Origin of the sequence: Pseudorhizobium halotolerans (genome assembly GCF_902153235.2) — a bacterium.
Lineage (GTDB): Bacteria > Pseudomonadota > Alphaproteobacteria > Rhizobiales > Rhizobiaceae > Neorhizobium > Neorhizobium flavum.
The window spans coordinates 292,522-319,430 of record NZ_CABFWE030000004.1 but is presented as its reverse complement, the minus strand read 5'-3'; the positions used below and the strand labels follow the sequence as shown (position 1 = coordinate 319,430).

At 62.4% G+C, this 26,909-nt stretch carries 24 protein-coding genes and 3 tRNA genes; 13 read left to right on the top strand and 14 right to left on the bottom strand.

Annotation, left to right across the window (positions count from 1 at the left end):
* Nucleotides 1-135: 135 nt before the first annotated feature.
* The 4 genes from modA to FN060_RS04860 all read right to left on the bottom strand — a co-directional run bounded on the left by modA (nucleotide 136) and on the right by FN060_RS04860 (nucleotide 1,608).
* Nucleotides 136-930, bottom strand: a complete 795-nt coding sequence (modA, locus tag FN060_RS04875; protein ID WP_142587102.1) for a molybdate ABC transporter substrate-binding protein — start codon at nucleotides 928-930, stop codon at nucleotides 136-138.
* A gap of 90 nt (nucleotides 931-1,020) precedes the next feature.
* Nucleotides 1,021-1,308: a hypothetical protein gene (locus FN060_RS04870; RefSeq protein WP_142587101.1), complete on the bottom strand. Its 288-nt coding sequence runs from the start codon at nucleotides 1,306-1,308 to the stop codon at nucleotides 1,021-1,023.
* Nucleotides 1,309-1,426: 118 nt separating this feature from the next.
* Nucleotides 1,427-1,500, bottom strand: a tRNA-Gly gene (locus tag FN060_RS04865).
* Nucleotides 1,501-1,523: 23 nt separating this feature from the next.
* Nucleotides 1,524-1,608, bottom strand: a tRNA-Tyr gene (locus FN060_RS04860).
* Between the two features lie 194 nt (nucleotides 1,609-1,802).
* Between FN060_RS04860 and rlmB the strand changes: the two genes are divergently transcribed.
* Together rlmB and cysQ are read left to right on the top strand one after the other, a co-directional pair.
* A complete protein-coding gene (gene rlmB, locus FN060_RS04855; protein ID WP_142587099.1) occupies nucleotides 1,803-2,687 on the top strand; it encodes a 23S rRNA (guanosine(2251)-2'-O)-methyltransferase RlmB in 885 nt (294 codons plus the stop codon).
* An 85-nt stretch (nucleotides 2,688-2,772) separates the two neighbouring features.
* Nucleotides 2,773-3,600 (top strand): 3'(2'),5'-bisphosphate nucleotidase CysQ, encoded by an 828-nt coding sequence (gene cysQ, locus FN060_RS04850; RefSeq protein ID WP_142587097.1) that lies wholly within the window; start codon nucleotides 2,773-2,775, stop codon nucleotides 3,598-3,600.
* Nucleotides 3,601-3,619: 19 nt separating this feature from the next.
* On the opposite strand, the gene FN060_RS04845 is transcribed toward cysQ, so the two are convergent.
* Nucleotides 3,620-5,263 (bottom strand): LTA synthase family protein, encoded by a 1,644-nt coding sequence (locus FN060_RS04845; protein ID WP_142587095.1) that lies wholly within the window; start codon nucleotides 5,261-5,263, stop codon nucleotides 3,620-3,622.
* Nucleotides 5,264-5,349: 86 nt separating this feature from the next.
* Here FN060_RS04845 and FN060_RS04840 point away from each other — a divergent pair, with 86 nt between their 5' ends.
* A complete protein-coding gene (locus tag FN060_RS04840; RefSeq protein WP_142587094.1) occupies nucleotides 5,350-6,282 on the top strand; it encodes a lysylphosphatidylglycerol synthase transmembrane domain-containing protein in 933 nt (310 codons plus the stop codon).
* A gap of 2 nt (nucleotides 6,283-6,284) precedes the next feature.
* Here FN060_RS04840 and FN060_RS04835 read toward each other — a convergent pair whose 3' ends face one another.
* The 3 genes from FN060_RS04835 to ribA are packed head-to-tail and all read right to left on the bottom strand — an operon-like array spanning nucleotide 6,285 to nucleotide 8,913.
* Nucleotides 6,285-7,037, bottom strand: coding sequence for an FkbM family methyltransferase (locus tag FN060_RS04835; RefSeq protein WP_142587091.1), 753 nt, complete (start codon nucleotides 7,035-7,037; stop codon nucleotides 6,285-6,287).
* Nucleotides 7,034-7,807 carry a CDP-alcohol phosphatidyltransferase family protein gene (locus FN060_RS04830; RefSeq protein WP_235864214.1) on the bottom strand — a complete coding sequence of 258 codons (774 nt, stop codon included), beginning with the start codon at nucleotides 7,805-7,807 and terminating at the stop codon, nucleotides 7,034-7,036. The genes FN060_RS04835 and FN060_RS04830 overlap by 4 nt, the downstream gene beginning before the upstream one ends.
* Before the next feature lie 2 nt (nucleotides 7,808-7,809).
* Complete coding sequence (gene ribA / locus FN060_RS04825; RefSeq protein WP_142587090.1) at nucleotides 7,810-8,913, bottom strand: GTP cyclohydrolase II RibA; 1,104 nt, start codon at nucleotides 8,911-8,913, stop codon at nucleotides 7,810-7,812.
* Nucleotides 8,914-9,177: 264 nt separating this feature from the next.
* Between ribA and FN060_RS04820 the strand changes: the two genes are divergently transcribed.
* The 4 genes from FN060_RS04820 to FN060_RS04805 are packed head-to-tail and all read left to right on the top strand — an operon-like array spanning nucleotide 9,178 to nucleotide 12,428.
* The gene (locus FN060_RS04820) at nucleotides 9,178-10,179 is read left to right on the top strand and encodes a zinc-dependent alcohol dehydrogenase (RefSeq protein ID WP_142587088.1); all 1,002 of its coding nucleotides are present in this window, start codon (nucleotides 9,178-9,180) and stop codon (nucleotides 10,177-10,179) included.
* 22 nt (nucleotides 10,180-10,201) lie between these two features.
* Nucleotides 10,202-10,600 carry a 6-pyruvoyl trahydropterin synthase family protein gene (locus FN060_RS04815; protein WP_142587087.1) on the top strand — a complete coding sequence of 133 codons (399 nt, stop codon included), beginning with the start codon at nucleotides 10,202-10,204 and terminating at the stop codon, nucleotides 10,598-10,600.
* Nucleotides 10,597-11,637 (top strand): glycosyltransferase family 4 protein, encoded by a 1,041-nt coding sequence (locus tag FN060_RS04810; RefSeq protein WP_142587085.1) that lies wholly within the window; start codon nucleotides 10,597-10,599, stop codon nucleotides 11,635-11,637. The genes FN060_RS04815 and FN060_RS04810 overlap by 4 nt, the downstream gene beginning before the upstream one ends.
* Nucleotides 11,634-12,428: a class I SAM-dependent methyltransferase gene (locus tag FN060_RS04805; protein ID WP_142587084.1), complete on the top strand. Its 795-nt coding sequence runs from the start codon at nucleotides 11,634-11,636 to the stop codon at nucleotides 12,426-12,428. The genes FN060_RS04810 and FN060_RS04805 overlap by 4 nt, the downstream gene beginning before the upstream one ends.
* Here the strand turns inward: FN060_RS04805 and FN060_RS04800 are convergent.
* From FN060_RS04800 to FN060_RS04790, 3 genes are all read right to left on the bottom strand, one after another.
* The gene (locus tag FN060_RS04800) at nucleotides 12,384-13,187 is read right to left on the bottom strand and encodes a RibD family protein (RefSeq protein ID WP_142587082.1); all 804 of its coding nucleotides are present in this window, start codon (nucleotides 13,185-13,187) and stop codon (nucleotides 12,384-12,386) included. The genes FN060_RS04805 and FN060_RS04800 overlap by 45 nt on opposite strands.
* A gap of 8 nt (nucleotides 13,188-13,195) precedes the next feature.
* Nucleotides 13,196-13,747 carry a cytochrome b gene (locus FN060_RS04795; protein WP_142587136.1) on the bottom strand — a complete coding sequence of 184 codons (552 nt, stop codon included), beginning with the start codon at nucleotides 13,745-13,747 and terminating at the stop codon, nucleotides 13,196-13,198.
* Nucleotides 13,748-13,909: 162 nt separating this feature from the next.
* Nucleotides 13,910-13,985: transfer RNA gene (locus tag FN060_RS04790), tRNA-Thr, on the bottom strand.
* Between the two features lie 171 nt (nucleotides 13,986-14,156).
* Between FN060_RS04790 and FN060_RS04785 the strand changes: the two genes are divergently transcribed.
* The gene (locus FN060_RS04785; RefSeq protein ID WP_142587081.1) at nucleotides 14,157-14,930 is read left to right on the top strand and encodes an NAD kinase; all 774 of its coding nucleotides are present in this window, start codon (nucleotides 14,157-14,159) and stop codon (nucleotides 14,928-14,930) included.
* Between the two features lie 57 nt (nucleotides 14,931-14,987).
* On the opposite strand, the gene prfB is transcribed toward FN060_RS04785, so the two are convergent.
* The 3 genes from prfB to FN060_RS04770 all read right to left on the bottom strand — a co-directional run bounded on the left by prfB (nucleotide 14,988) and on the right by FN060_RS04770 (nucleotide 20,074).
* Nucleotides 14,988-16,119, bottom strand: a protein-coding gene (gene prfB / locus FN060_RS04780) for a peptide chain release factor 2 (protein ID WP_139346164.1) whose coding sequence is annotated in 2 segments (ribosomal slippage) — nucleotides 14,988-16,049 and nucleotides 16,051-16,119 — 1,131 coding nt in all. Because the reading frame shifts where the segments join, the coding sequence is not laid out codon by codon here.
* Between the two features lie 99 nt (nucleotides 16,120-16,218).
* Nucleotides 16,219-18,675 carry a penicillin-binding protein 1A gene (locus FN060_RS04775; RefSeq protein WP_142587080.1) on the bottom strand — a complete coding sequence of 819 codons (2,457 nt, stop codon included), beginning with the start codon at nucleotides 18,673-18,675 and terminating at the stop codon, nucleotides 16,219-16,221.
* A 217-nt stretch (nucleotides 18,676-18,892) separates the two neighbouring features.
* Nucleotides 18,893-20,074 (bottom strand): N-acetylmuramoyl-L-alanine amidase, encoded by a 1,182-nt coding sequence (locus tag FN060_RS04770; protein WP_142587134.1) that lies wholly within the window; start codon nucleotides 20,072-20,074, stop codon nucleotides 18,893-18,895.
* Between the two features lie 666 nt (nucleotides 20,075-20,740).
* Between FN060_RS04770 and FN060_RS04765 the strand changes: the two genes are divergently transcribed.
* The 5 genes from FN060_RS04765 to accC all read left to right on the top strand — a co-directional run bounded on the left by FN060_RS04765 (nucleotide 20,741) and on the right by accC (nucleotide 26,906).
* The gene (locus FN060_RS04765) at nucleotides 20,741-23,542 is read left to right on the top strand and encodes an Rne/Rng family ribonuclease (RefSeq protein WP_142587079.1); all 2,802 of its coding nucleotides are present in this window, start codon (nucleotides 20,741-20,743) and stop codon (nucleotides 23,540-23,542) included.
* Nucleotides 23,543-23,735: 193 nt separating this feature from the next.
* Nucleotides 23,736-24,494, top strand: a complete 759-nt coding sequence (locus FN060_RS04760; protein WP_142587078.1) for a DsbA family protein — start codon at nucleotides 23,736-23,738, stop codon at nucleotides 24,492-24,494.
* Nucleotides 24,495-24,612: 118 nt separating this feature from the next.
* Entirely contained in the window at nucleotides 24,613-25,050 is a 438-nt protein-coding gene (aroQ, locus tag FN060_RS04755) for a type II 3-dehydroquinate dehydratase (RefSeq protein WP_077547214.1), read from the top strand.
* 27 nt (nucleotides 25,051-25,077) lie between these two features.
* Nucleotides 25,078-25,551, top strand: a complete 474-nt coding sequence (accB, locus tag FN060_RS04750) for an acetyl-CoA carboxylase biotin carboxyl carrier protein (RefSeq protein ID WP_142587077.1) — start codon at nucleotides 25,078-25,080, stop codon at nucleotides 25,549-25,551.
* Between the two features lie 8 nt (nucleotides 25,552-25,559).
* Nucleotides 25,560-26,906, top strand: coding sequence for an acetyl-CoA carboxylase biotin carboxylase subunit (accC, locus tag FN060_RS04745; RefSeq protein WP_142587076.1), 1,347 nt, complete (start codon nucleotides 25,560-25,562; stop codon nucleotides 26,904-26,906).
* Nucleotides 26,907-26,909 lie beyond the last annotated feature (3 nt).

Here is a 26,909-nt window from a genome sequence, read left to right as displayed (position 1 = left end):
TCCTGTGGACTGATGTGGACCCGGCGCGCGGGTTTGGTGTGGCCGTTTAAGGCTTTCGCTCAAGATGCGCAAGACATAATTGCTTGCGGCCGCGGCTGCGGAGAAGGAGACCTCACCGTCGCCTGCGCAGGGGCGCTAGGGGCTGGCCGCCAGAACCTTGAAGCCCTCAGCTTCGAACAGGGCGCCCGCCTCGGCTGACTTGAGAAATTCGAGGCAATCGGCCGAAGCCGAACTTTCGCCCTCCTTCAGCAATGCCACCGGATAGACGACGGGCGGATGGGTATCTTCGGGAAAGGTTCCCACCACGGCGACGCCCGGATCCGCCTTCGCGTCGGTCTCGTAGACGATGCCGTAAGGGGCTTCCCCGCGGGAGACATATTGGAGGGCGGCGCGAACATTCTCTGCCCCGGCAACTCTCGATTCGACCACATCCCACACACCCAGCGCCTGCAGGGCAGCCTTGCCATAGCGGCCAGCCGGAACGGCATCCGGCGAAGCCATGGCAAGCCTGCCATCACCGAGGAGGCCCAGGAGGTCGAAGCCTGGAGCGATTGTGACGCTCGCCGCGCCGCTGGCTGCGATCAGAACGATACGGTTGCCGAGAAGATCGGTGCGGCTTCCGTCCTGGATGAGATCCCGTTCCTCAAGATAATCCATCCATTCGGCATCCGCCGAGATGAAGACATCCGCGGGCGCACCCGCTTCGATCTGCTTCGCGAGTGCCGAGGTGGCGGCATAGGAAATGCTGGTCTGGATACCGCTTTTTTGGGTCCAAGCTGCGCTTACCGCGTCGAGCGCATTTTTCATGCTGGCCGCCGCGAAGATGGTCACGCGCTGCTGCGCCGCCGCCGGTGCCGGAAGTGCCACCTGGAGGGAGAGGATGGATATGACGACGGCGAGAACACGGCCAAGTTTCCGCTTGTTCGGCATAACGCTCTCCGCCTTGTCGTGACACTGTGACGCCGCGCCACCTTATGGGGCATCCACGGCAGACGGAAGGCGTCATCCACCATCCATCGGTCAAATGCCCACCGCAAGATGCGCCCATAGACCGAGCACTGCGAGTGCAACGGCGGCCGATATGTGCAGCCTGCCACGACCACTCCTCACAAGGCGAAATCCGAGCTCGGTCGAGAGCCAGCCGGTGACTAGGAGGGCCGCCGCCGCCCCGAAGTCTTCCGCGCCCCAGTTCACCTCCGAAGTGAAGCGCATGGCGATCATCGGGACGAGCAGCACCAGAGCCGAGAGGATGAGGAATACCATCCGATACCGGCTGCGATGCCTTTCAGGTTGAATATGCTCCTGCATCACGCCCTCCATCCAACGCAAAAGCGTTGGACACGCCTGTGGCAAATCCAAGGAAGCGCCGCAAACAAGCAGCAGAAGCCCTGCGGTCGTACACGTGAACAGTTGATGATGGGGAAGCTGGAGCGGGTAGCGGGAATCGAACCCGCGTATTCAGCTTGGAAGGCTGCTGCTCTACCATTGAGCTATACCCGCGGGGTGGCCGATCCGGTGACGAATGGTGGAGGGAGTTGGATTTGAACCAACGTAGGCTGAGCCAACGGATTTACAGTCCGTCCCCTTTAACCACTCGGGCATCCCTCCATATCCGTCGGGATCGTAACCAAGCTCGCTGGATCGATGCGCCGGGCTTCGATCTGCGCCGCGTATATGACGGCCCGCTCGCCGTCTGTCAACACGCCTCAGGCCTCAACTCCGCGAAAAAAATCCCGCCTCCTTCGAGGCTTATCGCGGGGGTCACGACTATGCTCCGGAAGCTGCCAACGCTATAAGGCCGCATGAGCAAGAATGACAAAGACGACAAGTCCGGCCGCGACAGCCACTATGCCACTCTTCGACGGGCGGTAAGGGATGCGAAGCGGGAACGTGGCGAGATTCCCACCCCAGACCCGCGCAAGAACCGCCGCAAGGACGCCGCCTGGGCGCCGCCCCAGCTTCAGCCCGACCAGGTCTTTCTCTACGGTCTGCACACGGTGCGCGCAGCACTTGCCAATCCGCAACGGAAACTCATCAGGCTTTCCGTCACGCAAAACGCGCTGGCCCGCCTCGACATGGGAGACGCTGCGTCTCTTCCCTGCCCGGTCGACCTTGTCCAGCCTCAGGACCTCGACAAGGTGCTGGGCCCGGATGCCATCCATCAGGGGGTGATGCTGGAGACGCAGCCGCTGCCCGTTCGGCGGCTTGAAGCTTTGAAGGACAGCCCTCTCCTGCTGGTGCTCGACCAAGTCACCGATCCACACAATGTCGGGGCGATCATGCGTTCTGCCGTCGCCTTCGGGGCCGGCGCGCTTGTCACCACCCAGAGACATAGCCCGGTGGAATCAGGCGTTCTTGCGAAATCGGCCTCAGGTGCACTGGAACTCATTCCCCATATCCAGGTCACCAATCTTGCCGATGCCCTGAACGAACTCCACGCGCTCGGCTTCCAGACCGTCGGCCTCGATTCCGAAGGCCCGCAGCCGCTGGAGGAGACCCTTGCCGGAGACAAGATAGCCTTGGTCTTGGGCTCGGAGGGCAAGGGCTTGCGCCACAAGACGCGTGAAACCGTCACTGCGCTGGCCCGCCTCGACATGCCGGGAGAGATCAAGTCGCTCAACGTGTCGAACGCCGCAGCGGTCGCCCTTTATGCGACGCGGATGCATCTGGCCCGTAGTAGATCGTGAACCCCGCGAACCTGCTGTGACTGCTGGTCGCGATGGGCCCGCATGACAATGAAGAGCCAGGAATTGCGCGAGAGCCGGCAGCACCATGACGAAGCTCATTGATCTCTTCACATCCGCTGCGCTCGATGCCGGCCGCGCGATCCTCGAGGTCTACCGGGCGGGCCCCACAACCAGCTACAAGGCCGATTGCTCCCCGGTGACGGAAGCGGACGAGCAGGCCGAGCGCATCATCCTCGAGGCGCTTCGTCAGGCTGTTCCCGACATCCCGGTCATTGCCGAGGAGGCGGTTGCCGCCGGACGCATTCCGGCCATTGGCGGCGGCCCCTTCATCCTGGTCGATCCGCTTGACGGCACGAAGGAGTTCATCGCGGGTCGCGATGAGTTTACGGTCAACATTGCCCTCATCAGGTCCGGTGTGCCGGTCGCAGGCGTCGTCTACGCCCCCGCGCTCGGCATCGTCTATACGGGCGATGGCGATGTGGCGTACCGACTGACGATCGGGGCAGACTTCAGTGTCGACGCGAGGAAGTCGATCCGTGTTCGTGAGGCCGCGCCTTCGATGGTCGCGGTCGCCAGCCGTTCCCATAGCACGCCGGAGACGGAGGCGTTCCTGAAGGCCAACAATATTGCGGAGACCTGCGCGATCGGATCGTCGCTGAAATTCTGTCTGGTCGCCGAAGGGCAAGCGGACATCTACCCGCGGCTCAGCCGGACTATGGAATGGGACACGGCGGCCGGCGATGCCGTGCTCCGGGCTGCCGGTGGCACGACCACGACGCTGGACGTAAAGCCCCTCGTCTACGGGAAGACGCAGCAGACGGACAACATCGACTTCGCCAATCCCTATTTCATCGCCCGGGGCGGCTTGCAGAAGAGCGGGTTTGTCACTCGATCCGTCGACCCAGCACCCTGACGACAGGCGCAGCCGCGCCTCAGTCCACCTGCCCGCCGCCGAACCTGCTGATCAGCACGTCGCGCATCCTGTCCATTGATGGCTCCGGTGCCTGCGGAGAGGGTGTCATGCCGATAGAGAAACCATCGGCCTTGAAACTGTCGACGAGGGCACGGTCACGGCTGACGATGTGGATCGGTACGGATCGCGATGCATCCGGGCCGGTGATCAGCGCGGCGGGCTGATGGTCTCCCAGGACCACGAAGACGGCATCCCGGCCGAAATGGCTGATATAGGATCCCAGAGTTTCCAGCGCGTAGTCAATCGTCGCGATATAATGCCGACGAACCCGATCCTGATCCGCCCACACGACCGCCGGTGGATCGCCACTCTCCGCCTGGCCGTCGAAGATCGCCCCATCGCCGACTGAATTCCAGTCGACCAGCCGGGGGATCGGCGTCCATGGAGCATGGCTCGATATGAGCGCGATCTCCGCCATCACAGGCACGCCCGCGTCCCTTGCCGGCGAGCGGGCGAGGCTTTCGAAGGCAGACAAGGTGTACTGGTCCGGCATTGTCACCCAGTTGAACGGCTTGCCGCGGTAGCCGAGGTCCTTCGCCGCCAGGATCTCGTCGTAGCCGTAATAGGCAGCCTCCGGCCAATCCATGGTGATAGCAGGCATGACGGCCACCGTTCGCCACCCCGAATCGCGGAACATCCGGTTGAGGCTCGGCCGGTCACTGGTCATCAGCCGATCATAGCGCGCCTGACTATCGGTCCAGAGCCCCGAGAGAAGCGTGCCATGGGCGAGCCAGCTGAGACCCGCCACGGTCGGTGACCTCGTCCAGCCGCTCGCAGATGCGAAGCCGGCCTCGGAAAGCTGCCGCTCGACACCCTCCAGCCTCGGACCGATCAGCGGGCTGTAGCGCGGATCCTCGATCGCGCTTCGCCCGTAGGATTCGATGAAGACAAGGATCAGGTCGCGCCCCTTGATACGGTCGAAGGACGGCGCTCCGGCGGGATATCCCGCGTCCTCATGCAGCTCCGACTCAAATGCTCGAATATCGGCAACTGATCGAGCCACCGATGACAGCCGCTCTCCGAGATAGTCCGCCACGCGCAATTGAGCCACAGCATCAGCGCCGGCGCGGACATTCGCCGCCTGCAGCACGACGCCAGCAACCAGCAGCAGCGCGAAAACCGCAACCGCTGTCTTTCGGACTTGGTCCGACAGGTTCGTGATCCGGATGCACGCCCAGGAGAAGGCCAGCACCAAGGCAGCCAGGGAGGCGACGGCGCCGCCGATCGAGACGGCAGCAGTGAACGTGCCGACCGAGCCGGACAGCAGGTTCCATCCGTCAAAGATCATCTTCAGGTCGAGATAGGGATTGAAGCGGCGCTGGAATGCCGAGAGGACCGCAAGGTCGCCGATCTTGAGAAGCAGAAGGCAGAAGACCACGGTCGTCGAGAGAACCGCCACCCCGATAGCCATCCTCCTCGGCAGCAGCAGCAAGGCAAGAGCCAGTAGCGGTATTTCTATCGGCAGACGCAAGGCGCGGGTGGGCTGGATGCCGCCCGGCGTATCCGGCATCACGCACGCCACGAAAGCGATCGCGACGAAAATCGTCATTGCCAGGGCGGCTCGCCATCCACGAATTTGGTGTATCGTGCCGGTCCGGTTCATCCGAACGCTCCTCCCGCTCGTATACCACCCCGAGCATCACTCCACCGGAGCAGGATCATGAACGACGAAGGAGGCAATCGATAGCCATGCGAATACTGAAGGTGGTCGCGATGGCTGCAGGTCTCCTGCTTCTGCCTCTCCTCGTCCTTGCCGTCGATCCTGCGAGCCTCGCCGAGGCTCTCGCAGGCGTGCCGCCAGGCCATGCACTCGTCGCCATCATTATCGTCCAGGTCCAGATCCTGCTTTCCGCGCTGCGCTGGCGCTTCACCGCCTCCCGGCTCGGTCACCCCATGCGGCGAGCCACTGCCATACGGGAATACTATCTCGGCGGCATCCTCAACCAGACCCTCCCAAGCGGCATCGCCGGCGACGCCGTCCGCGCATATCGCAGCAGCGGCGACGCCGCCGGTGATTGGAAGCGGGCAACCGCAGCTGTCGTGCTGGAGCGGCTCTCGGGGCAGCTCGCGTTTTTGCTGCTGACGGTCGTGGGATTGCTGAGCTGGGTGGTGCTGTTGCCGCAGGACAGCATTCCGGACCTCTGGGCACTGATCGCCGCCGGGCTGGCGGGCGTCCTCGCAATCGTAGCGGCGTTTTTTCTGGTCAGACCTCTCAGGGCGTGGAGTGTCCAGCACCTCCCTGACCTTTCGGCGGTCTTCTGGAAAGACCGAGCCTTCGCGATCCAGGGCGGACTGAGCACCCTGATCGTGACAAGCTACGTGGCGGTTTTCGTCATTGCATCCGATGCGGCTGGCGCACCACTCCCTCTCGCCGGAGCATTCGCGATCATTCCGCTCTGCCTGCTGGCGATGCTGGTGCCAGTGGGTATCGGCGGGTGGGGAAGCCGCGAAGCGGCCGCAGCGGTGCTTTGGCCGCTCCTGGGATACACGAGCGCCCAGGGCCTTGCTGCGAGCCTTCTTTACGGTGCCTTCTCGCTCGCCGGTACCGCGCTCCCAGGCCTGATCGTATACGGCACGTCGGCGCTTGGCGGCTGGAGGCGGGGTGCAGGAATCGTCCGATGAGATCACGTAGCCAACCGCGCATAGACATCGCCTGACGGATCTCCCGGCGCCAGCGAAGAAAGGTCATTGAGAAGCGCCGCGGCGTCACGCCATTCTTCGTTTTCAAAGCGGTGTCTCTCGCCGACCACGCGATTGAAGCGGTAGCTGCCGAGCTTCTCAAGCAACCCGATGACGTCATGCGCGATTTCGGGCAGTGCCGGAATATATTCGAACGCGACGAGGCGGATCGGGCTTGAAAGTCCGCGGAGGATGTCGGCCTCAGCGCCCTCCACGTCGATCTTGCAGAAGGCCGGAATTCCATATTTTTCGATCAACCGGTCCGGCGTCGTCATGGGGACGACGACTTCATGGTCCCAGACCACGTCGCGAAATCCCTCGGCATGGCTGACACTCTCGACGAACCGCTCCGACACGGTGGATACGGTGGGATGACGACGTGAGATGCGCAGCCTCGCCTCACCTTCCGTCGCGCCCACGGCCGCGCGCTCGAATCCCTTCAAGCGGCTGGCGAGATGCTTCTCGATCATGTCGGCGAACACGGGCTGCGGCTCCACGGCCACGACCTCTGCCCCCAGAGACAGCAAGGTCCTGCTTCGGCTGCCCACATGCGCGCCGATATCGAAGACAAGATCCCCGGGCTTGATGATCCCGCTGTAGAACCGCCTCAGTTGCACCCGGCGCCAGGGCTGGCCGTAGTAGACCACCAGCGAGCGCGCGACACCGATTGCCGTATCAAGGCCTGCGGCGGCGCTCACCTTCCCACCTCTGGATCGCGCAAGAGGTAGAGGCAGTCGACCGCGAACGAGTAGATGAGCAAGAGGAGCGCAACAGCGGCTAGCCAGACGGATATGGGTGCCATCACGCCTGGAACGAGGATCAGGCAGAGCGCGGCAACCTGGACCACGCAGACGAACTTGCGCCGTAGCGATGGCGGCAGAGGTGCCGTCAGGCTGGGCACGAAGTACTGCGCCATCATGAAAGCGTAGCGAAGCAGGCCTATCAGAACAACCCACGCCCCCGCCTTATCGAGGATGAAAACAGCGGCTGACAGGCAGAGGATAAGGAAGGCATCGACTTCCATGTCGAACCTTGCGCCAAGTTCCGACTCCTGCCTCTGGAGGCGTGCGAGGTATCCGTCGAAGCCATCCAGCGTAAGCGCCACTGTCACGAGGAGCACGAGGGCCCATGAGGCATTCTCAGGAGCATTGGGAACGATCACTGCGGCAGCGACCAGGCTGACGATCGCCGATCTGATTGCGGTCACCGTGTTCGCGAGACCGAAGCTGTCGAAACGGTGACGGTGCAGGCTTCCGATCACAAGGGCGAAAATCACAAGAAGCAGTACGGCAGCGGCAATGACTGTGGCGCTGCCGAGCGACAGATGGAATGAGATCGCCGAGTAGGCAACAATCGCACCCAGAAAGACACCGCCAAGCACCGCCAGAGCGTTCACACGAAGCGCGTGGGACGGTCCGGCTGCCGCAGCCGAGATCCGTATGGCGGATCCCTCCTTTGACCACATCATGCCTACTCCGCTGCCAGAAGGGCCTCGATGTCCAGCATATGGCCGGCCCGATCCTTCTTCGTCTGCAGATAAGCCGCATTCTGCACGGTGACCTCTCCCGTTACCGGGACACGGCTTTCCACCTCGATACCTGCGCGACGAAGTGCGGCGATCTTCGTCGGGTTATTCGTGAACAGCACGATCTTCTCGATACGCAGCATTCGCAGCATCGCCACCGCGGCCTCGTAGCGGCGATGGTCGACATCATAGCCGAGTTCGGCATCGGCATCGATGGTGTCGAGCCCGCGGTGCTGGTACCCGTAGGCGCGCATCTTCGCACCAATACCGGTGCCCCTTCCCTCCTGGTCGAGATAGAGAAGCACGCCGCCGCCCGCGGCCTTCATGGAGGCGAGACCGTTGCGCAGCTGGTCGCCGCAGTCGCACTTGAGCGAACCGCAGAGGTCGCCGGTCACACATGAGGAATGTATGCGGACCGGGACCGGGCGCGCCAGATCTGGATTGCCGACGACGATGGCTATCTGGTCCTTCTGGGCCAATCCTCCGCGGAAGATTACGAAGTGGGCGTCGCCAAGGTCCCTAAGCGGCACGCGGGTCCGGACAACGATCTCAAAGTTCTGGCGTGCAGCGCCGGCCCCTTCCAAGAGAGAGTGATCGAGCTTACAGCAGGCAGCGAATTGATGCTCGACTCCTGTTACGTCGGCGCAAACCATGGCAGGCAAGAGCAGCGCCAGACGGGCAAGCTCAGCGGACATGCTCATCAGTCGGTCAGCCGTCTGCCACTCGTCGGGTGCCGATGCCCCAAGCCCATAGGCCAATTGCGACGCCTGCTCGAAGGAAATGCCGGCAAGCGGAACAGCGACGTCCTGAGCGGTACCCGGCATGAGGCGCATTGCACGATGTGAGGTCAGCAGGAGCGCATGTCTGGCACCGACCGCATCGGCGAACTGGTCGTAGACAGCCGGTGCCACGCCATCGAGCGCAAGGGCAGCAAGACTGCGTGAGCCATCGCTGAGCAAAACCGGGCGACCGTAGCGCAGTTCCGCAACTGCACGCTCGACCTGAACGGCGGGGGAGGCAAACTGAAAACCCTGTTCGACGAATGACATCGCTGAAAAATCCTTCCCAAAACGACCAGTGCCAACCTCTACGCGCAGAGCCCTTGGCCGGATCAATCACTTGTTCGGCACCGACAGATCCCCGACGGCGTCTTGTCAGATCGCCTTCGCAGAACAAGATAACGCGCTCACCCCGGTTCGGGTCCTTGTGCGTTGCCGACATTGAAAGCCAGCCCACTGGGTGCCTGAAATGATTGCAGGCGGCGCTGCCGACCTGTGCAAGTGCGGTTCAAAGGCCGGCGGAAGGAGAAACGGATGAACTTGGATGCTTGCCCTGCGGAAGGTACGGAAATGTCCTCAGCCCGTGCCCTTTGGCTTACGGCCGCCGGCGCATGCGAGCTGAGGCATGAGCCGCTGGAGCCGCCCCTCCCTGGAAAGGCCCTCGTACGCACGCTCTTCAGTGGCATCAGCCGGGGCACGGAGAACCTCGTCTTCAGCGGCCGCGTACCCGTCAGTGAATTCGAACGCATGCGTGCACCTCACATGGCCGGCGAATTCCCCTTTCCGGTCAAATATGGCTACTCCCTCGTGGGGAAAGTCGAGACGGGCAGCGCACTGTTGGCCGGCCAGTTCGTCTTCTGCCTTCATCCGCATCAGGATCTCTTCGCGATCGATGAATCGGAACTGCTTGTGCTTCCGGACGGGCTGCCGCCGGAACGGGCCATACTGGCCGCGAACATGGAAACCGCCCTCAACATCGTCTGGGATGCAAATGTCCTGCCGGGCGACCGTGTCGCCGTCTTCGGTGGCGGCGTTGTCGGCGCCCTGGTTTCCTACCTCACGTCACGGATTTGCGGCACAGAACCCGTGCTGATCGATCCCAATCCCGGACGGCGCGCACTTGCAGAACATCTCTCGCTCGACTTCTCGACAGGGACTAACTTGGGCGGAGAATTCGATGTGCTGGTGAATGCGTCGGGATCGGCGGAAGCACTGGCGCAAGCGATCAGCCTTGCCGCACAGGAGGCACATATCGTCGAGGCGAGCTGGCATGGCAGCGGGCCCGTCAGCATCCCGCTGGGCGGCGCCTTTCATGCTCGCAGGCTCACGCTTGCCAGTTCGCAGGTCGGTTCCGTACCGCCAACCCGGCGGGCACGGTGGAGCCCGGCGCGTCGCCTCGCCAAGTCGCTCGACCTGCTGCTCGACGACCGGCTGGACGCGCTGATCTCCGGCGAAACGGCCTTCCCCGACATCGAAGGCGCCTATCCCGCCATCCTCGCCAATCCGGATACCCTCTGCCACCGTATCCATTACTGAATAGCCACGGAGTTTCAGAAGCATGTTCGCCGTCGAAGTCCGCGATCACATCATGATCGCCCACAGCCTCCCCCGTCCCGTGTTCGGCCCTGCACAGGGTATGCATGGCGCCACCTTCGTGGTGGACGCGGCTTTCTTCACGCGCGATGTCGACGCTAACGGACTTGCGGTGGACATCGGCGCCGCGACTTCAGTTCTCCGCGAAGTCCTGGCGCCGCTCAACTATCAGAACCTCGACGATTTGCCGGTCTTTGCCGGCCGGGTCACGACGACCGAAGTCATCGCCAAGCACGTCTTTGACCAGTTGGCGGCCGCAGTCGCCGGCGGAAGGCTGGGGGAAGGAAGCCACCGTATCTGCCGGTTGAAGGTTACCCTGCACGAGTCGCACGCTGCACGCGGCTGGTACGAGGCCGACCTTTGAGCCGGAAAATCGCTTTCGCCTTCCCGGGCGATCTGGCGTTGAACACCGGCGGCTATGCCTATGACAGGCGCGTCATCAACGGCCTTTGTGATCGCAGCTGGGACGTGCAGTGCCTGCCGCTCGGTGATGGGTTTCCCAATCCCTCGCCGGAAATCAAGGCACGGGCGGAGGATCTGCTGTCGCGCCTGCCGGATGGCGCGCAAGTCGTGGTCGACGGTCTCGCTTTCGGTGTGCTCGACACATGGGCTGAACGCGAGAGCGAGCGTCTGCGAATCGTCGCTCTCGTTCATCATCCCCTCGCCCTCGAGACCGGCCTGGACGCCGAGCAACAAGATCTTGCAGCAAGCGAGCGACAGGCACTTGCCTGTGCGGAACATGTCATCGTGACGTCGCCGATGACGGCTCGGGAATTGACATCGAGCTACAACGTCCCATCCGAGAAGATCACCGTAGCGATACCAGGCACCGAGCCCGGGGCTCTCGCCAGCTGTGAAGGTGAGCCGCCACATATCGTGTCGATCGGCACGCTCATACCGAGAAAGGGCCATGATGTCCTGATTGCGGCGCTCAAACGGATCGAACACCTTTCCTGGACCGCCACCATTGTCGGTAGTCACGATCTCAGTCCGACAACAGCGCGGGAAATCGAGGTGCAGCTGGCAGAGAGCGGGCTTGCCGAGCGCGTCAGCCTTGCCGGCGAAGTTGCCTATGTCAGGCCGATACTGGCGAGCGCCGACATATTCGCCCTGGCGAGCAGGTTCGAGGGTTATGGCATGGTGTTTGCCGAAGCCCTTTCCCACGGCTTGCCCATCGTCGCATGCCGCACCGGCGCCGTTCCCGACGTCGTACCCGAAGAGGCGGGCATACTGACCGGCATCGACGATATCGATGCCTTCGCCGCGGCACTCGGTAGCCTCGTAGCGGACAGGGAACTGCGGCAACGAAAAGCCGAAGCGGCACGACATGCGGGCGCTCACTTGCCGAACTGGGACAGGACCGTCGACATCATCGCAACCAGACTGGAGACACTTCCGTGAGCGGTTTCGACAAGGACTGGCTGGCGCTAAGAGAAACGGCCGATCGGGCCGCCCGCGACATGGGGCTGGTGGGGGAGCTTGCGACTTATCTCCAGGGGATGGACCGTTCGTTCATCCTGGATATCGGCTGCGGCACAGGCTCAACCCTGAGAAGCCTTCAGGATCATCTCCCCCGCCGCACCGGGTGGCTTCTGCTCGACTATGATCCCCTGCTTTTGGAGGAGGCGTCGCGGCGGGCCGGGACGAATGCCAATATCGCGTTTCGCCAGCATGACCTCAACGACATCGCTGGCCTACCCCTGGAAGAGGCAAGTGTTGTCACGGCGTCCGCTTTGTTCGATCTTTGCTCGGAAGAATTCTGCGCGGCGCTTGCCGACCATCTGGCTGCGGCCGGCTGCGGCCTCTATGCCGCACTGAACTATGATGGCGTCATGCGGTGGTCGCCAGAACATCCGCTCGACGGGCAGATGACCGACCTTTTCAACCGCCACCAGCGGACCGACAAGGGGTTCGGGCCGGCACTCGGACCCGACGCCACCGCGTCTCTTGCTAAGCACCTGATGGCGCGCGGGTTTACCGTGGCAACGGCCGAGAGCCCGTGGCGGCTGGACGAGAGCAGGGCGGCCCTGCAGGCAGAGTTCCTGAGGGGCTTGCGCCAGCCCCTTCTGGAAGCGTCGGAAATGCCGGACACTGCAATCGACGAGTGGCTGGAGTTTCGGGTAGCGGCGATCGGCACGCAGGGCGCCTCATGCCTGGTTGGCCACCGCGATCTCCTCGCCCTGCCCGGCTGAGGCTTCGCTTGACCGGAAAACGCAGTCGAACAGGATGTCGCTACCGAGATTGTAGACATCTGTTGCGGGGCGATGGGCGCCTGCAAGCTTCTCGATGGGCGGCAGGCTGATGCCCATGGGGCCTGAGCCAATAATGATTGGGGAAATGGCGACGTGCAGCCGGTCGACGAGGCCGGCGTCGATGAAGCGTGCTATCGTCCGGGCACCGCCCTCCACCAGCACGCGGTGCAGGTTTCGCGCCGCCAGCGCGTCGAGGATGTCGCGGGGATCGAGGCCGCCAGCCTTCGGCTCCAGGTTGACGATCTCGGCATGGGGAATTTCGGCACCGGATGCGCTCGCGCTTCTGAACACGATCACAGGTGCACCGCCGTCATGGAACAGGCTTTCGGATCCCTTCAACGTTCCGTGGCAATCGACGATCACGCGAACCGGCGACAAACCCTTGACCATCCTGACCGAGAGGCTTGGATCGTCGGCGATGACGGTTCCCACTCCGACGATCACGGCGTCCACCAGTGCCCGGCATCGATGAAGATGCGCCAGGCCGTCCTCGCCTGAGATGTCGCGGGCGTCGCCTGCCGGTGTTGCAACCCTGCCGTCAAGCGACTGGCCCACCTGCGCCAGCACGAAGCGGCCGGGTGCGCCGGCTATCGGTCCATAGAGGCGGTAGGCAAGGTCACCGGCGACTGCCTCCCCGGTTCCCTGCCGGAGGGCCAGCAGCCCCGACCACGTTGCCTCGCTCATTTCCAGATTGAACATCCCGCTCCCTAAAGCATCCTGTACAGCGTGTTGTCGCGCCGGATCACATGATGAAGCAGCACCGCGCCGATATGCAACGCGAAAAGCGCCAGAAGGCTCCATGCGCTGACCTCGTGAATCGCGGACAGCGTCCATGCGATGTCAGGAGACTTGCCGAGCGGGCTCCAAACCGGCACGAGCCCGAACCAGATGAGCGGGAAACCGTGGGCATTGGTGGCGAGAAAGCCGCTGATCGGCATGACGATCAGGAAGACGTAGAGCAAGGCGTGAACGACTGTCGCTGCGACCCGTTCGACCACCGGCCCCTCGCGTTGCGGCGTGCGCGTAACCAGCTTGTTGCCGACCCGCACCAGCATGATCCACAGGACCAGAAATCCCAGGCTTTCGTGGACCAGATAGAAGTCGAGCGTCACTTCCTTCTTCGTGAACTGGATGAAGAACCCTAGCGGCCAGGTTGCGAGCACCAGCACCGCGACGAGCCAATGAAGAATCCGCGACGTCGCGGGATAGCGCTCGACGCGGATGACGGCTTCGGTGGGGCGAGCAGGGTCGGCGGGCATGCGGACATCATCGGTTCTGGACACGGCTAGCCTCCAACGGGCCGGCCGCTCCGGCGCCTAACCCGATTGGCACCGAGACCTGCAGAGCCCAATGCAGGCAGTTTCAGGCGAGCCAGCCGCAAGCGCAACCAAAAAACTGAATCGGGGATCTGAAGAGAAAAATGGTGCCCCCGGCAGGGTTCGAACCCGCGACCCCCTGATTACAAATCAGGTGCTCTACCAACTGAGCTACAAGGGCAATCCAGTGCAGCGGGAGTTAGCATATTCTGCTTTCGTGTAAAGCGCAAAAACCAGAAAGAGACCGCCGATCGTGACGAACCCGAACCCTGCCGTACCGCATCCTGCAGGCAAAGCCCTTGTCGAAAAAGGAATTTCTCCGCTAGGTATGCCGGCATCACGAGGGTTACCCATGTCGAGTACAGTCAGCAGCCTCTCCTTTTGCGCTTCCTCTGCACCGGAGGCGATGGCGGCCAGGGACGAACTCATCCGGATCTACGGCAACAGCCCGGTCGAGGAGGCGGATGTCATCGTCGCGCTCGGCGGCGACGGCTTCATGCTGCACACGCTGCACGGGACTATCAATTCCGGCAAAGCCATCTATGGCATGAACTGCGGATCGGTCGGCTTCCTGATGAACGACTACCGCACCGAGGACCTGCGCGAGCGGATCGAGTCGGCCGTCGAGAACGTGCTGCATCCGTTGCAGATGAAGACCACCAATGCCGACGGTACGAGCTCCATCGCGCTTGCCATCAACGAGGTCTACCTCTTCCGGCAGTCCTACCAGGCCGCCAAGCTGCGGGTGGAGATCGACGGTCGCGAGCGACTGGCGGAGCTCATCTGCGACGGTCTGATGGTCGCGACCCCTGCGGGTTCGACCGCCTACAACCTTTCCGCCCATGGGCCGATCTTGCCGCTGGAGGCGCCGCTGCTGGCGATGACGCCGGTCAGCCCCTTCAGGCCCCGCCGCTGGCGCGGCGCACTCCTGCCCAATCATGTGCAGGTGGACATCCACATTCTGGAGCCGGAGAAACGCCCGGTGAACGCCGTCGCCGACAATATGGAGGTGAAGTCGGTGCTGCGTGTTCAGGTGGAGCAGTCGGAGGAGATGACGGCGCGCATCCTCTCCGATCCCGACCACACCTGGTCGGACCGGATCCTGGCCGAGCAGTTCAGCAATTAAGGCAGAACGGAAAGGGCGCCCTCAGGCGCCCTCTCCTATTCGCTACGTCAACGTAGGTCAGTCCACGTCAGCAACGGCGGCATCGGGCTTACCGCTGATCCGGTGCGCCAGGGCCGCTTCCATGAACTCGTTGAGGTCGCCGTTCAGGACGTCATCGGGAGCAGAGCTCTCGACGCCGGTGCGAAGATCCTTCACCAGCTGATAGGGCTGGAGCACGTAGGACCGGATTTGATGGCCCCAGCCGATATCGGTTTTGGAAGCGGCTTCGGCATTGGCGGCCTCCTCACGCTTCTTCAGCTCGGCCTCGTAGAGGCGAGCGCGCAGCATGTCCCAGGCTTTCGCACGGTTCTTGTGCTGCGACCGCTCCTGCTGGCAGGCGACGACGATTCCCGTCGGGATGTGCGTGATGCGGACGGCCGAATCTGTCGTATTGACGTGCTGGCCGCCGGCACCCGATGAGCGATAGGTATCGATGCGGCAATCGCTCTCGTTCACCTCGATGTTGATCGAGTCGTCGATGACGGGATAGACCCAGATCGACGAGAACGAGGTATGGCGACGCGCGTTGCTGTCATAGGGGGAGATGCGGACCAGCCGGTGAACGCCCGATTCCGTCTTCATCCACCCATAGGCATTGTGGCCCTTGACGAGGATCGTGGCCGACTTGATGCCGGCTTCCTCGCCTTCATGGACCTCCAGTACCTCGACCTTGTAGCCCTGGCGCTCGGCCCAGCGGATATACATGCGAAGCAGCATGTTCGCCCAGTCCTGGCTTTCCGTGCCGCCGGCACCGGAATGGACTTCGACATAGGTGTCGTTGGAGTCTGCCTCGCCGGAGAGCATTGCCTCGACCTGCCGACGATTGGCCTCCGTCCTCAGCGCCTTCAACGCGTCCTCGGCATCCTTGACGATCGCCTCGTCGCCTTCCTCTTCGCCCATCTCGATGAGCTCGATATTGTCGGAAAGCTGCTGTTCCAGCGCCCGCACACCGCTGATGGAATCGTCGAGCTGCTGGCGCTCGCGCATCAGTTTCTGTGCCTCGGAGGCGTCGTTCCAGAGGTTCGGATCCTCTGCCTTGTTGTTCAACCAGTCCAGTCGTCTTACCGCCTGGTCCCAGTCAAAGATGCCTCCTCAGCAGGCTTACGGCCTGCTTGATTTCGTCGACTACACTGATGATTTCAGCCCGCATGGCTTGCTTCTTGCTCTCTTTCGGAATTGGAAGACGGGGTGGACATAGTTGCGCCGGCGGCGGATGTAAAGGCCGCGCCGGCATGCATCATATCCGGGGTTAGAAGAGGCCGGCTGCGCCCGACGTCACTGCTTGATGGGCCTGCGGCGAGGTCTCCATGATCTCTTCCGGTGGCAGGTATTCCGTATCGCCGATCACCGCGAATACATCCGCGGGGCCAGTACCGGGCTTGAACGCCTCGACGATCGTGTCGGGCTCACCCTCGAAGGCCATCATGCCGGTCGTGCGGTTGACGGGGATGAACTGCATGCCCTCCGGCACGTGGAACTTCTCCGGCGGCGTGCGCTTGACCGCTTCTTCCATGAATTCCGCGAAGACAGGGGCAGCGAGCGAACCGCCGGTTGCCCCGCGTCCAAGCGGTGCCGGCGTATCGAAGCCGATATAGACGCCAGCGACGAGGTTCGGCGTATAACCGACGAACCAGGCATCCTTCTCGTCATTGGTCGTGCCGGTCTTGCCTGCGACCGGACGATCGTCGATCTTGATCTTGCCGGCCGCGGTTCCGCGCTTCACGACGCCTTCCATCATCGACGTGATCTGGTAGGCCGTCATCGGATCGAGCACCTGCTCGCGGTTGTCGACAAGGATCGGCTCGTCCTGGCCCGTCCAACCAGAGGCATTGCAGCCGTCGCAGGTGCGCTCCTCGTGGCGGAAGATGGTCTTTCCGTAGCGATCCTGGACCCGGTCGATCACGGTCGGCTTGATCTGCTTGCCGCCGTTGGCAAGCACGGCATAGGCAGAGACCATGCGCAGAACCGTGGTCTCGCCGGAACCGAGCGACATGGCGAGAACTGGAAGCATGTCGTCATAGATGCCGAAACGCTCAGCATATTCGGCGACGAGCTCCATCCCCATGTCCTGAGCCAACCGGACAGTCATCTGGTTACGGGACTTCTCGATGCCGAGCCGGAGGGTCTGCGGGCCGGCGGAGCCGCCGCCGTAGTTTTCCGGTCGCCACACCTTGCCACCGGCCACCATCTCGATCGGCGCATCGAGAATAACGGAAGCGGGCGTATAGCCGTTGTCGAGCGCGGCGGCATAGACGAACGGCTTGAACGACGAACCGGGCTGACGCATCGCCTGGGTGGCGCGATTGAACTCGGACTGGGCATAGGAGAAGCCGCCGACCATGGCGAGAACGCGCCCCGTATTCGGGTCCATCGCCACGAAGCCGCCCTGCACCTTCGGCGGCTGGCGAAGGCGATAGGCGCCCTCTTTGTCGGCCAAAGGTTCCACGAAGACGATGTCGCCCGGCTGCAGCACACCTTCGGGTGACTTGGTTGTCTTGCGCTCGCCCTTGGCGTCGCGGAACGCCCACTTCATGTCCTTGGCGGCGATAACGCCTGTTTCCCGCCCTTCGCCGACCTTGCCGCCGGCATCCACGGAAGGCTGCAGCACGATGTCGACCTCCTCGGAGGAGACGGCCTTCACCATGGCGAGCTTCCATTCGGGCACGTCACGAAGACCCGGGACCTTGGCAAGTTCCGTCGCCCAGTCGCCGGCCGCGTCTACCTGCTTGACCGGGCCATGGAAGCCGCGGCGCTCATCATATTCGACCAGGGCGCTGTTCAGTGCTCTGCGTGCCAAAACCTGCAGGTCCGGGTCAAGCGAGGTCCTGACCGAAAGCCCCCCGCCGTACAGCGTGTCGTCGCCATACTTCTCGATAATCTGGCGCCGAACCTCCTCGGCGAAGAAATCGGACGCGAAGAGGTGCGTGCCGCCGCGGCGCGGCTGGACGCCCAATGGCTGCTTCTTCGCCTCATCCGCATCGGCACGCGTCACGTAGCCGTTTTCCGCCATGCGATCGATGACCCAGTTACGGCGCTCAATCGCGGCCTGTTCCTTGCGGAAGGGGTGGTAGTTGTTCGGCCCCTTCGGCAGGGCTGCAAGATAAGCTGCCTCCGCGATGGTCAGTTCCGTCACCGACTTGTCGAAATAAGTGAGCGCTGCGCCGGCGATGCCATAGGAGTTCAGGCCGAAGAAGATCTCGTTCAGATAGAGTTCGAGGATCTTGTCCTTCGAATAGGTCTGCTCGATCCGGAAGGAAAGAATGGCTTCCTTGATCTTGCGATCTATTGTCTGGTCGTTGCTGAGCAGGAAGTTCTTCGCGACCTGCTGGGTGATCGTCGACGCGCCCTCAGGGCGGCGGCCGGAGGCCAGATTCTGGAAGTTGTTGACGACGGCGCGCGCAAGGCCAGCCGGATCGATGCCGGGATGATTGTAGAAATTCTTGTCCTCGGCGGACAGGAAGGCTGCCTTGACGCGATCAGGAACCGCCTGGATGGGCAGGAAAAGTCGCCGTTCGCGCGCATATTCCGCCATCAGCGCACCGTTGCCCGCATGAACACGGGTCGCGACAGGAGGTTCGTAGGCACTGAGAACTTCGTAGTCCGGTAGATCCCTGGCGACGCCGACGAGGTACACCGCGGCGACCACGGCGACGCCCAGGAACAGGACAGACGCCAATCCAAAGAAATACCCGATAAGTCTGATCATATTGAAGCTACCGCTCGGCTTTCACTCGGTGCCCGGACACCATCGCATGATTACGGGGCTTTTGCACGCTGATCCGGCCAGCGCAAGTCGACATTGGTTCGCCAGTCGATTCACACTCCCGGCCCATCGGGACTAACGGCGGGAATGTGAGCAAAATAGGGCTCTTGAGCCCAATCTCTCGGGGAAAATGGCGCATGTGGCAGACCGGCATCAGGCCTCAACCACCGCCTGCAAAGACGCGGTCCCTGTAGCGCAGGACAGCATCGACCAAAAGGTCGCTTACCTTCGCGCGCCACTTCTCGTCTGCCAGCAGCTTCTCGTCCTCGGGATTCGACAGAAAACCGAGCTCGAGAAGAACGGAGGGAATGTCGGGCGCCCTCAGAACCTGAAAACCGGCATAGCGGTGGGCGTTGTTGATCAGACCCACCTGCCCCTCAAAAGACTGGATGACGTTGTTGGCGAGCGTGACGGAAAGCACCTGCGTCTCCCGTCGCGTTAGGTCGAGCAGGATGTCGGCAACCTCGGGCGGCTCGTCCTTGAGGCTCACGCCCGCCAACTGGTCGGAAAGGTTCTCACGCGCTGCAAGGTTTTCCGCCATGCGGTCCGAGGCGCGGTCCGACAGGGTATAGACGGTTGCCCCTCGAATATCCTTCTGGCTGAGCGTATCGGCGTGCAGAGACAGGAAGAGATCAGCCCCAGCCTGGCGAGCGAGTGTCACCCGCTCCGAGAGAGAAAGGAAGGTGTCGCCGTTCCGCGTCAGGACTGCCCTCACTCCGGGCCTGTCGGCAAGCCGTTCGGCCAGAGCCTGTGCGAATGCGAGAGTGATGGCCTTTTCGGGCGTCTTCGTAACAGCGCCGATCGCTCCGGTATCTATCCCGCCATGGCCAGCATCCACGGCGACGACGAAAGAGCCGTCATCCGCCTGCGATGCGACCTCATCCGGCATTTGACCGGTGCTGCCCTGCCAAGCCTGCTGACCGACAAGCTTCGCAAACACATCCGGAGTTGTCATCTCGGCATCGAGGACAAGCCGGAACTCCCCATTCTCCCCTTGCTGCACTTCTGCAAGGCTGAGCTGGACCGGACGCTCGGCGGTCAGGACAATTCGCGCGCTTTCTTCATCCATCGCCCCGTAGCGGATATCCTCAAACAATCCCCGAGCCGCAAGGTCTTCGCGCGGGAAACCGAACGCCGTGGCCGGCAGGTCGACGACAACCCGTTGCGGCGAATCTATGTAGTGCACGGAGAAGTCGGGCTTTTCCTCGAAATCGATGACGACGCGCGTCCTGGCTTCATCCCCGGCAATGCGAGCCGCAAACGCGAGCAGCGGCCGCGAGCCATCGGTCTCGGCGAGCGCCGGGTGCGCGACGAGCGCCGCAAGCAGCAAGCCGATCGCCATCACAGCGACTGAACCGATTCGCACAAACAACTGCCTCTCCTGCACCCCGTATCCCGCCTGCTAGCGCATCATGATGCCGATCGTCCTTGCAGACCGCCGAAACGCGCATCGAAGGACAGCCCGATGGTCCCTCGACATCTGGCCCGCCAGTACTGGCGAATCAACCACTTCCAGTAGCCTTCTCATTTAATCCACAATAAGGCGGCCCTGGCTTTTCCCTTGCTATTATGTCGCAGAAACCATACAAGGCGGATGAGGACTAAGGTGTTGACGGGATAGTCTTCCGGCAGGCCTGCCAGCCCCAGGGACCTGGCGCCGAAACCGGACAGTCATCCGCCGTCTGTACACTTTGATCCTGATACGCAATCTTCCCGGCAGTGGCCGGAACAATACCGGATGGCATGCCATCCACGCTCACATGGAGCACCTCACCGGGCCTCGAGCCTAAGCTATCGTCGTTCTCGTTTGGACTTTTATGTTGCGGCAAGTGTTTCAGAACCGGGATACCCTGAGGGAGCCAGAAGCTCTGTCAGCCGTCCGGGCGTCGTCGCAAGCGCATCCTGCGGGAACCAATTTTTCCGGCGCAATCACCATCCTGCATGAAAGGCCTGTCCGTGCGGCAGGCTTTTTTGCACCTGCTCGGCTGCGCCGAGGAGCAGAATATACATGGCAGACAAAATGCTCATCGACGCGTCTCACGAAGAGGAGACGCGGGTAGTCGTCGTTCGCGGCAACCGTATCGAAGAATTCGATTTCGAATCCCAACACAAGAAACAGATCCGCGGCAACATCTATCTGGCGAAGGTGACGAGGGTTGAGCCCTCGCTTCAGGCCGCGTTCGTCGATTATGGCGGCAATCGCCACGGCTTCCTGGCTTTCGCTGAGATCCATCCCGACTATTACCAGATCCCTCTGGCCGACCGCCAGGCGCTGATGCAGGCCGAGGAAGAGGAACAGAAGAAGATCGCCGAAGACGAGGCGAGCGACCCCGCCGACGCCGCGCAGCCGCAGGCGGACGATGCGGCGCTTGACACTTCGCAAAGCGAAGCCGGCTCCGAGGCTGCCGAGGCCAGCCCCGGCGAAGAGGTCGCTGCCGAAAAGCCGAAGGCCAAACCGCGCCGTAGCCGCTCGCGCAAGAAAACGGCGGAAGCCGAATCGGCCGACGCCGCAGAGAGCAGCGAAGGCACGGGCGAGGACAAGGATACGCCGACTGAAATGGCGGCAATGGTCGAAACCGATTCGATCTCCGAAGACGTCCGCGGTCGCCGTCACTCCGACGATGACGACAGCGATGATGGCGAGAAGGAAGAAATCGAATCGGTCGGCGCCGAAGATGCGATGGAAGAGGTTCCCGATCGCGTCGTCCGCAAGCCCCGCAAACAATACCGTATCCAGGAAGTCATCAAGCGCCGCCAGATCCTGCTGGTACAGGTTGCCAAGGAAGAGCGCGGGAACAAGGGCGCGGCCCTGACGACCTATCTCTCGCTTGCCGGCCGCTATTCGGTATTGATGCCGAACACGGCGCGCGGCGGGGGCATTTCCCGCAAGATCACCCAGCCGCAGGACCGCAAGCGCCTGAAGGAAATCGCCCGCGAACTGGAAGTGCCGCAGGGCATGGGCGTGATCGTCCGCACCGCCGGCGCCAACCGCACTCGCGTCGAGATCAAGCGCGATTTCGAATACCTGATGCGCCTGTGGGAGAACGTCCGGACGCTGACGCTCAATTCCACCGCGCCGTGCCTCGTCTACGAGGAAGGCTCGCTCATCAAGCGGTCGATCCGCGACCTCTACAACAAGGACATCTCGGAAATCGTCGTTGCCGGCGAAGAAGGCTATCGCGAAGCCAAGGACTTCATGAAAATGCTGATGCCGAGCCACGCCAAGGTGGTCCAGCCTTACCGCGACCTGCATCCGATCTTCTCGCGTTCGGGCATCGAAGCTCAGCTCGACCGGATGTTGCAGCCACAGGTGACGCTGAAGTCCGGCGGCTACCTGATCATGAACCAGACCGAGGCGCTCGTCGCCATCGACGTCAACTCCGGTCGCTCGACCCGCGAGCACTCCATCGAGGAAACCGCCCTCCAGACGAACTTGGAGGCGGCGGAGGAAGTCGCCCGCCAGCTTCGCCTGCGCGACCTTGCCGGTCTGATCGTCATCGACTTCATCGACATGGAAGAAAAGCGCAACAACCGCGCTGTCGAGAAGAAGCTCAAGGACTGCCTGAAGAACGACCGCGCCCGCATCCAGGTGGGCCGCATCTCGCATTTCGGCCTGCTCGAAATGTCGCGCCAGCGCATTCGTGCCAGCGTGCTGGAATCGACCACACAGATCTGCACGCACTGCGGCGGCACCGGCCATGTCCGGTCCCAGTCGTCGGTTGCGCTTCATGTACTGCGCGGCGTCGAGGAGCACCTGCTCAAGAATACGACTCACGACATCACGGTGCGCACCACGCCGGAGACTGCGCTCTATCTTCTCAACCAGAAGCGCAACACCGTCGTGGATTATGAGAAGCGTTTTGGCGTGTCGATTTACATCGAATCCGATGACGGAATCGGCTCCAGCCACTTCGCCATCGACCGCGGCGAGCCGGTGGAGAACCCCGTCAGGATCGAAAGCCTGATGCAGTTCGCCGCCTTCCCCGTGGAGGAGGACGATGACGACATCGTCATCGAGGAGGATGAAGAAGACGAAGAGGCGGGCAATGCCAACGCTGCCCCGGCTACGGCTTCCTCGGCCCAGGGCGAAGAGCAGAACGGCCGCAAGCGCAAGCGTCGGCGTCGCCGGCGCGGCGGCAAGGGTGGAGACCGCCAGGAAGGCGTGGCCGCTTCAGAGGCCGACGACGGGGGTTCGGATATCGAGGAAGGCAGCGATGCGGATGATTCCGAAGCCGGCACCGAAGCCTCCGAGGGTGCGGAAGGTGATGAAAACGGACGCCGCAAGCGCCGCCGCCGGGGCAAGCGCGGTGGCCGGCGCAATCGGCCGGAGGACGGGATGGAGACATCCGCATCCGAAGAGGCCGATGACTCCGGCGATGAGAACGAGCCAACTCCTGACGTAGCCGCGACGGAAACTCCGACCGGTGAGACGGCGGCTGCGGAAACCACCGCTGCAGCCGAGGCGGTGGAGGAAGTACCTGCTCCCGCCAAGCCCCGCCGGAGCAGGAAAAAGGCAGTGACTGCTGAAGTGACGCCCGCCGAAGCCGAACTTGAGATCGTTGCTGAGGCCGCAGAGCCCGTAGCCGAAGCGAACATTGCCCCGCAGGTCGATGCCGCTCTTGGCGAGGAAGCTCCGCAAGCTGATGCTCCGTCGGAAGAAGAACAGAAGCCTGCGCGTGCCAATCGGGCGTCCAACATCAGTTCATCGGACCCCGTGGTGAAGAGCTCGGAGCCTGCCGTTGATGAATCGGACGGCGAGCCGCCGAAGCCGAAGAAGGCCGGCTGGTGGCAGCGACGCGGTTTCTTCTGAGACTTCCCCGTCCTCGCTAATCAAATGGCCGCCGTGAGGCGGCCATTTCCTTGAATGGCGTCGGCAACGCAGAAGTGATCGTCAGCAGCTGGAACATTTCTGTTTTTTTGTTCCTGTAGCGACCGCGCTTGGCTTAGCTTTGCCCCAAATCGCGGATATCCCCGCCGCAACACCCATCTCACGAGGTAGATCCATGCTTGCCCGCTCCAAGACTTTAGCACTCGGTTCGATGCTGATGACCGCATTGTGGCTGACGCCGGCGCTCGCTCTCGAGGAGGATGAGAAGAAGGAGATGGGGCAGTTCATCCGCGAGTATCTGCTTGAAAATCCGGAAGTCATGCTGGAGGTTCAGGCCGCCCTTGAGGCGAAGCAGCACTCGCAGCGCCTGGAGCAGGCTGGCCAGGCGGTTGCCGCCAATCACGACGCGATCTTCAATTCGCAGGACGATGTTGCGCTTGGCAATCCCGATGGCGACGTCACCGTCGTGGAGTTCTTTGATTATAACTGCGGCTACTGCAAGCGGGCTCTGGCCGACATGGAAAAGGTCCTTGCTACCGATCCAAAGGTTCGTTTCATTCTGAAGGAACTGCCGATCCTCGGGCCGGACTCGCTTGACGCGCATCGTGTCTCCAATGCCGTACGTCTCATCGCTCCTGAAAAATACGGCGACTTCCATCGTGCTCTGCTTGGCAGCACCGGCACGGCTACAGAGGAGAGCGCCATCGAGGTCGCGGCAACCCTCGGGATCAGTGAAGCGGACATCCGCAAGTCGATGGCAGAGAACCCGAATGATCAACTTGTTCGCGATGCCTACACACTGGCCACCAACCTCGGCGTGACGGGTACGCCGACCTATATCGTCGGCAATGAGGCCCTGTTCGGGGCCGTTGGCGACGATGCGCTCCAGGAGAAGATCGCCAACGTCCGCGCCTGCGGAAAAAGCACCTGCTAGCCTCCAATTGCAGAACCGATGCACAGAGGGAAAGCCGGGCGTTTCAGGCCGCGGGGGCTTTTCCTCGCTAGTCTTGGGAGCTATAGGTGGCGCTCAATTCTGATGGAACATCGAAACGATGAGCAAGACGGTCTTTGTCCTTAACGGGCCTAATCTCAACATGCTCGGCAAGCGCGAACCCGGCATCTATGGCGGCAAGACGCTGAAGGACGTGGAGGCCGACTGCATTTCCGCTGGCCGCGAGCTTGGACTGGACGTGGACTTCCGTCAGAGCAACCACGAAGGCGATCTAGTCAGCTGGCTGCACGAGGCGGGCGAGCACTCGGTCGGCGTGGCGATCAATGCCGGCGCCTATACCCACACGTCGGTTGCATTGCACGATGCCATCAAGGCAATAACGGTGCCCGTGATAGAAGTGCACATCTCCAACGTTCATGCGCGCGAGGAATTCCGTCATCACTCGAAGATCGCGCCGGCATGCAAGGGCGTGATCTGCGGCTTCGGCCCGACCAGCTACATCCTGGCGCTGCACGCCTTGAAAAGCATCACTGACTGACAAGATAACAGAACAATAGGAATTGCCATGTCTGAGAAGAAGAACGGTATCGACAAGGGATTGATCCGCGATCTCGCGAACATCCTCAACGACACCGACCTCACCGAGATCGAAGTCGAGCAAGACGATCTGCGCATCCGTGTCTCCCGCGCATCGGCAACGCAGTACGTTCAGGCGCCGATCGCCCACCACGCCGCTGCTCCCGCAGCAGCGCCCGCCGCGGCCGCCGCAGCGCCGGCAGCAGCAGCGCCCGCCGCCCGTGACAACAGCAACGCGGTCATGGCCCCTATGGTCGGCACCGTCTACCTCTCCCCGGCCCCGGGCTCCCGCCCGTTCATCGAAGTCGGTGCGACGGTCAAGGAAGGGCAGACCCTTCTCATCATCGAAGCGATGAAGACCATGAACCAGATTCCCGCCCCGCGCTCCGGCAAGGTGACGGAAATTCTGATCAACGATGCGCAACCGGTCGAATACGGCGAGCCGCTCGTCGTCATCGAATAGGACCGCCAATGATCTCGAAAATCCTCATAGCCAATCGCGGCGAGATTGCGCTTCGCGTCCTGCGCGCCTGCAAGGAACTCGGCATCGCGACCGTCGCGGTCCATTCGACTGCGGACGCCGATGCCATGCATGTACGGCTGGCCGACGAGAGCGTCTGCATCGGCCCGCCGCCGTCGCGTGACAGCTATCTCAACATCCACCAGATCGTCGCGGCCTGCGAAATCACTGGCGCGGACGCCGTTCATCCAGGCTACGGCTTCCTGTCGGAGAACGCCAAGTTCGCCGATATTCTCGAGGCGCATGGCATTACCTTCATCGGACCGACGGCCGAACACATCCGGCTGATGGGTGACAAGATCACCGCCAAGCAGACGGCAGTCGAACTGGGAATTCCCGTCGTTCCCGGATCGGATGGCGAGGTGACATCGGAGAACGTGCTGGAAACGGCGCGCAAGATCGGCTTTCCGGTGCTGATCAAGGCCACGGCCGGCGGCGGCGGTCGCGGCATGAAGGTCGCCAAGACGGAGGACGATCTTCAGGAGGCCTTCGATACGGCACGCTCGGAAGCCGCAGCCGCTTTCGGCAATCCTGCCGTCTACATGGAGAAGTATCTCGGCAAGCCGCGGCACATCGAAGTGCAGGTTGTTGGTGACGGGGAAGGCAATGCCATCCATCTCGGCGAGCGCGACTGCTCGCTGCAGCGCCGCCACCAGAAGGTCTGGGAAGAGGCAAATTCCCCTGCTCTCAACGTCGAGCAGCGGATGAAGATCGGCCAGATCTGCGCCGACGCCATGAAGAAGATGAAATACCGCGGCGCCGGGACCGTCGAGTTCCTCTACGAAAATGGCGAATTCTACTTCATCGAGATGAACACGCGTCTTCAGGTCGAGCATCCGATCACCGAGGCGATCACCAACATCGATCTGGTTCACGAGCAGATCCGTGTCGCTTCCGGCGCCGGCCTTTCGGTGACCCAGGACGAGATAACCTTCTCGGGCCACGCCATCGAGTGCCGCATCAATGCCGAGGACCCGCGCACCTTCGTGCCGTCGCCCGGCACGATCACCCATTTCCATGCGCCCGGTGGCCTCGGCGTGCGCGTCGACTCGGGTGCCTATGCCGGATACAAGATCCCGCCTTATTACGACAGCCTCATCGGCAAGCTGATCGTGCACGGCCGTACTCGGGTGGAATGCATGATGCGTCTGCGCCGGGTCCTCGACGAGTTTGTCGTGGACGGCGTGAAGACGACCCTCCCCCTTTTCCAGGATCTGGTGTCCAATCAGGATATCGCCAACGGCGAATATGATATCCATTGGCTGGAACACTATCTGGCGCATCACAAGGCGCATTAGGAG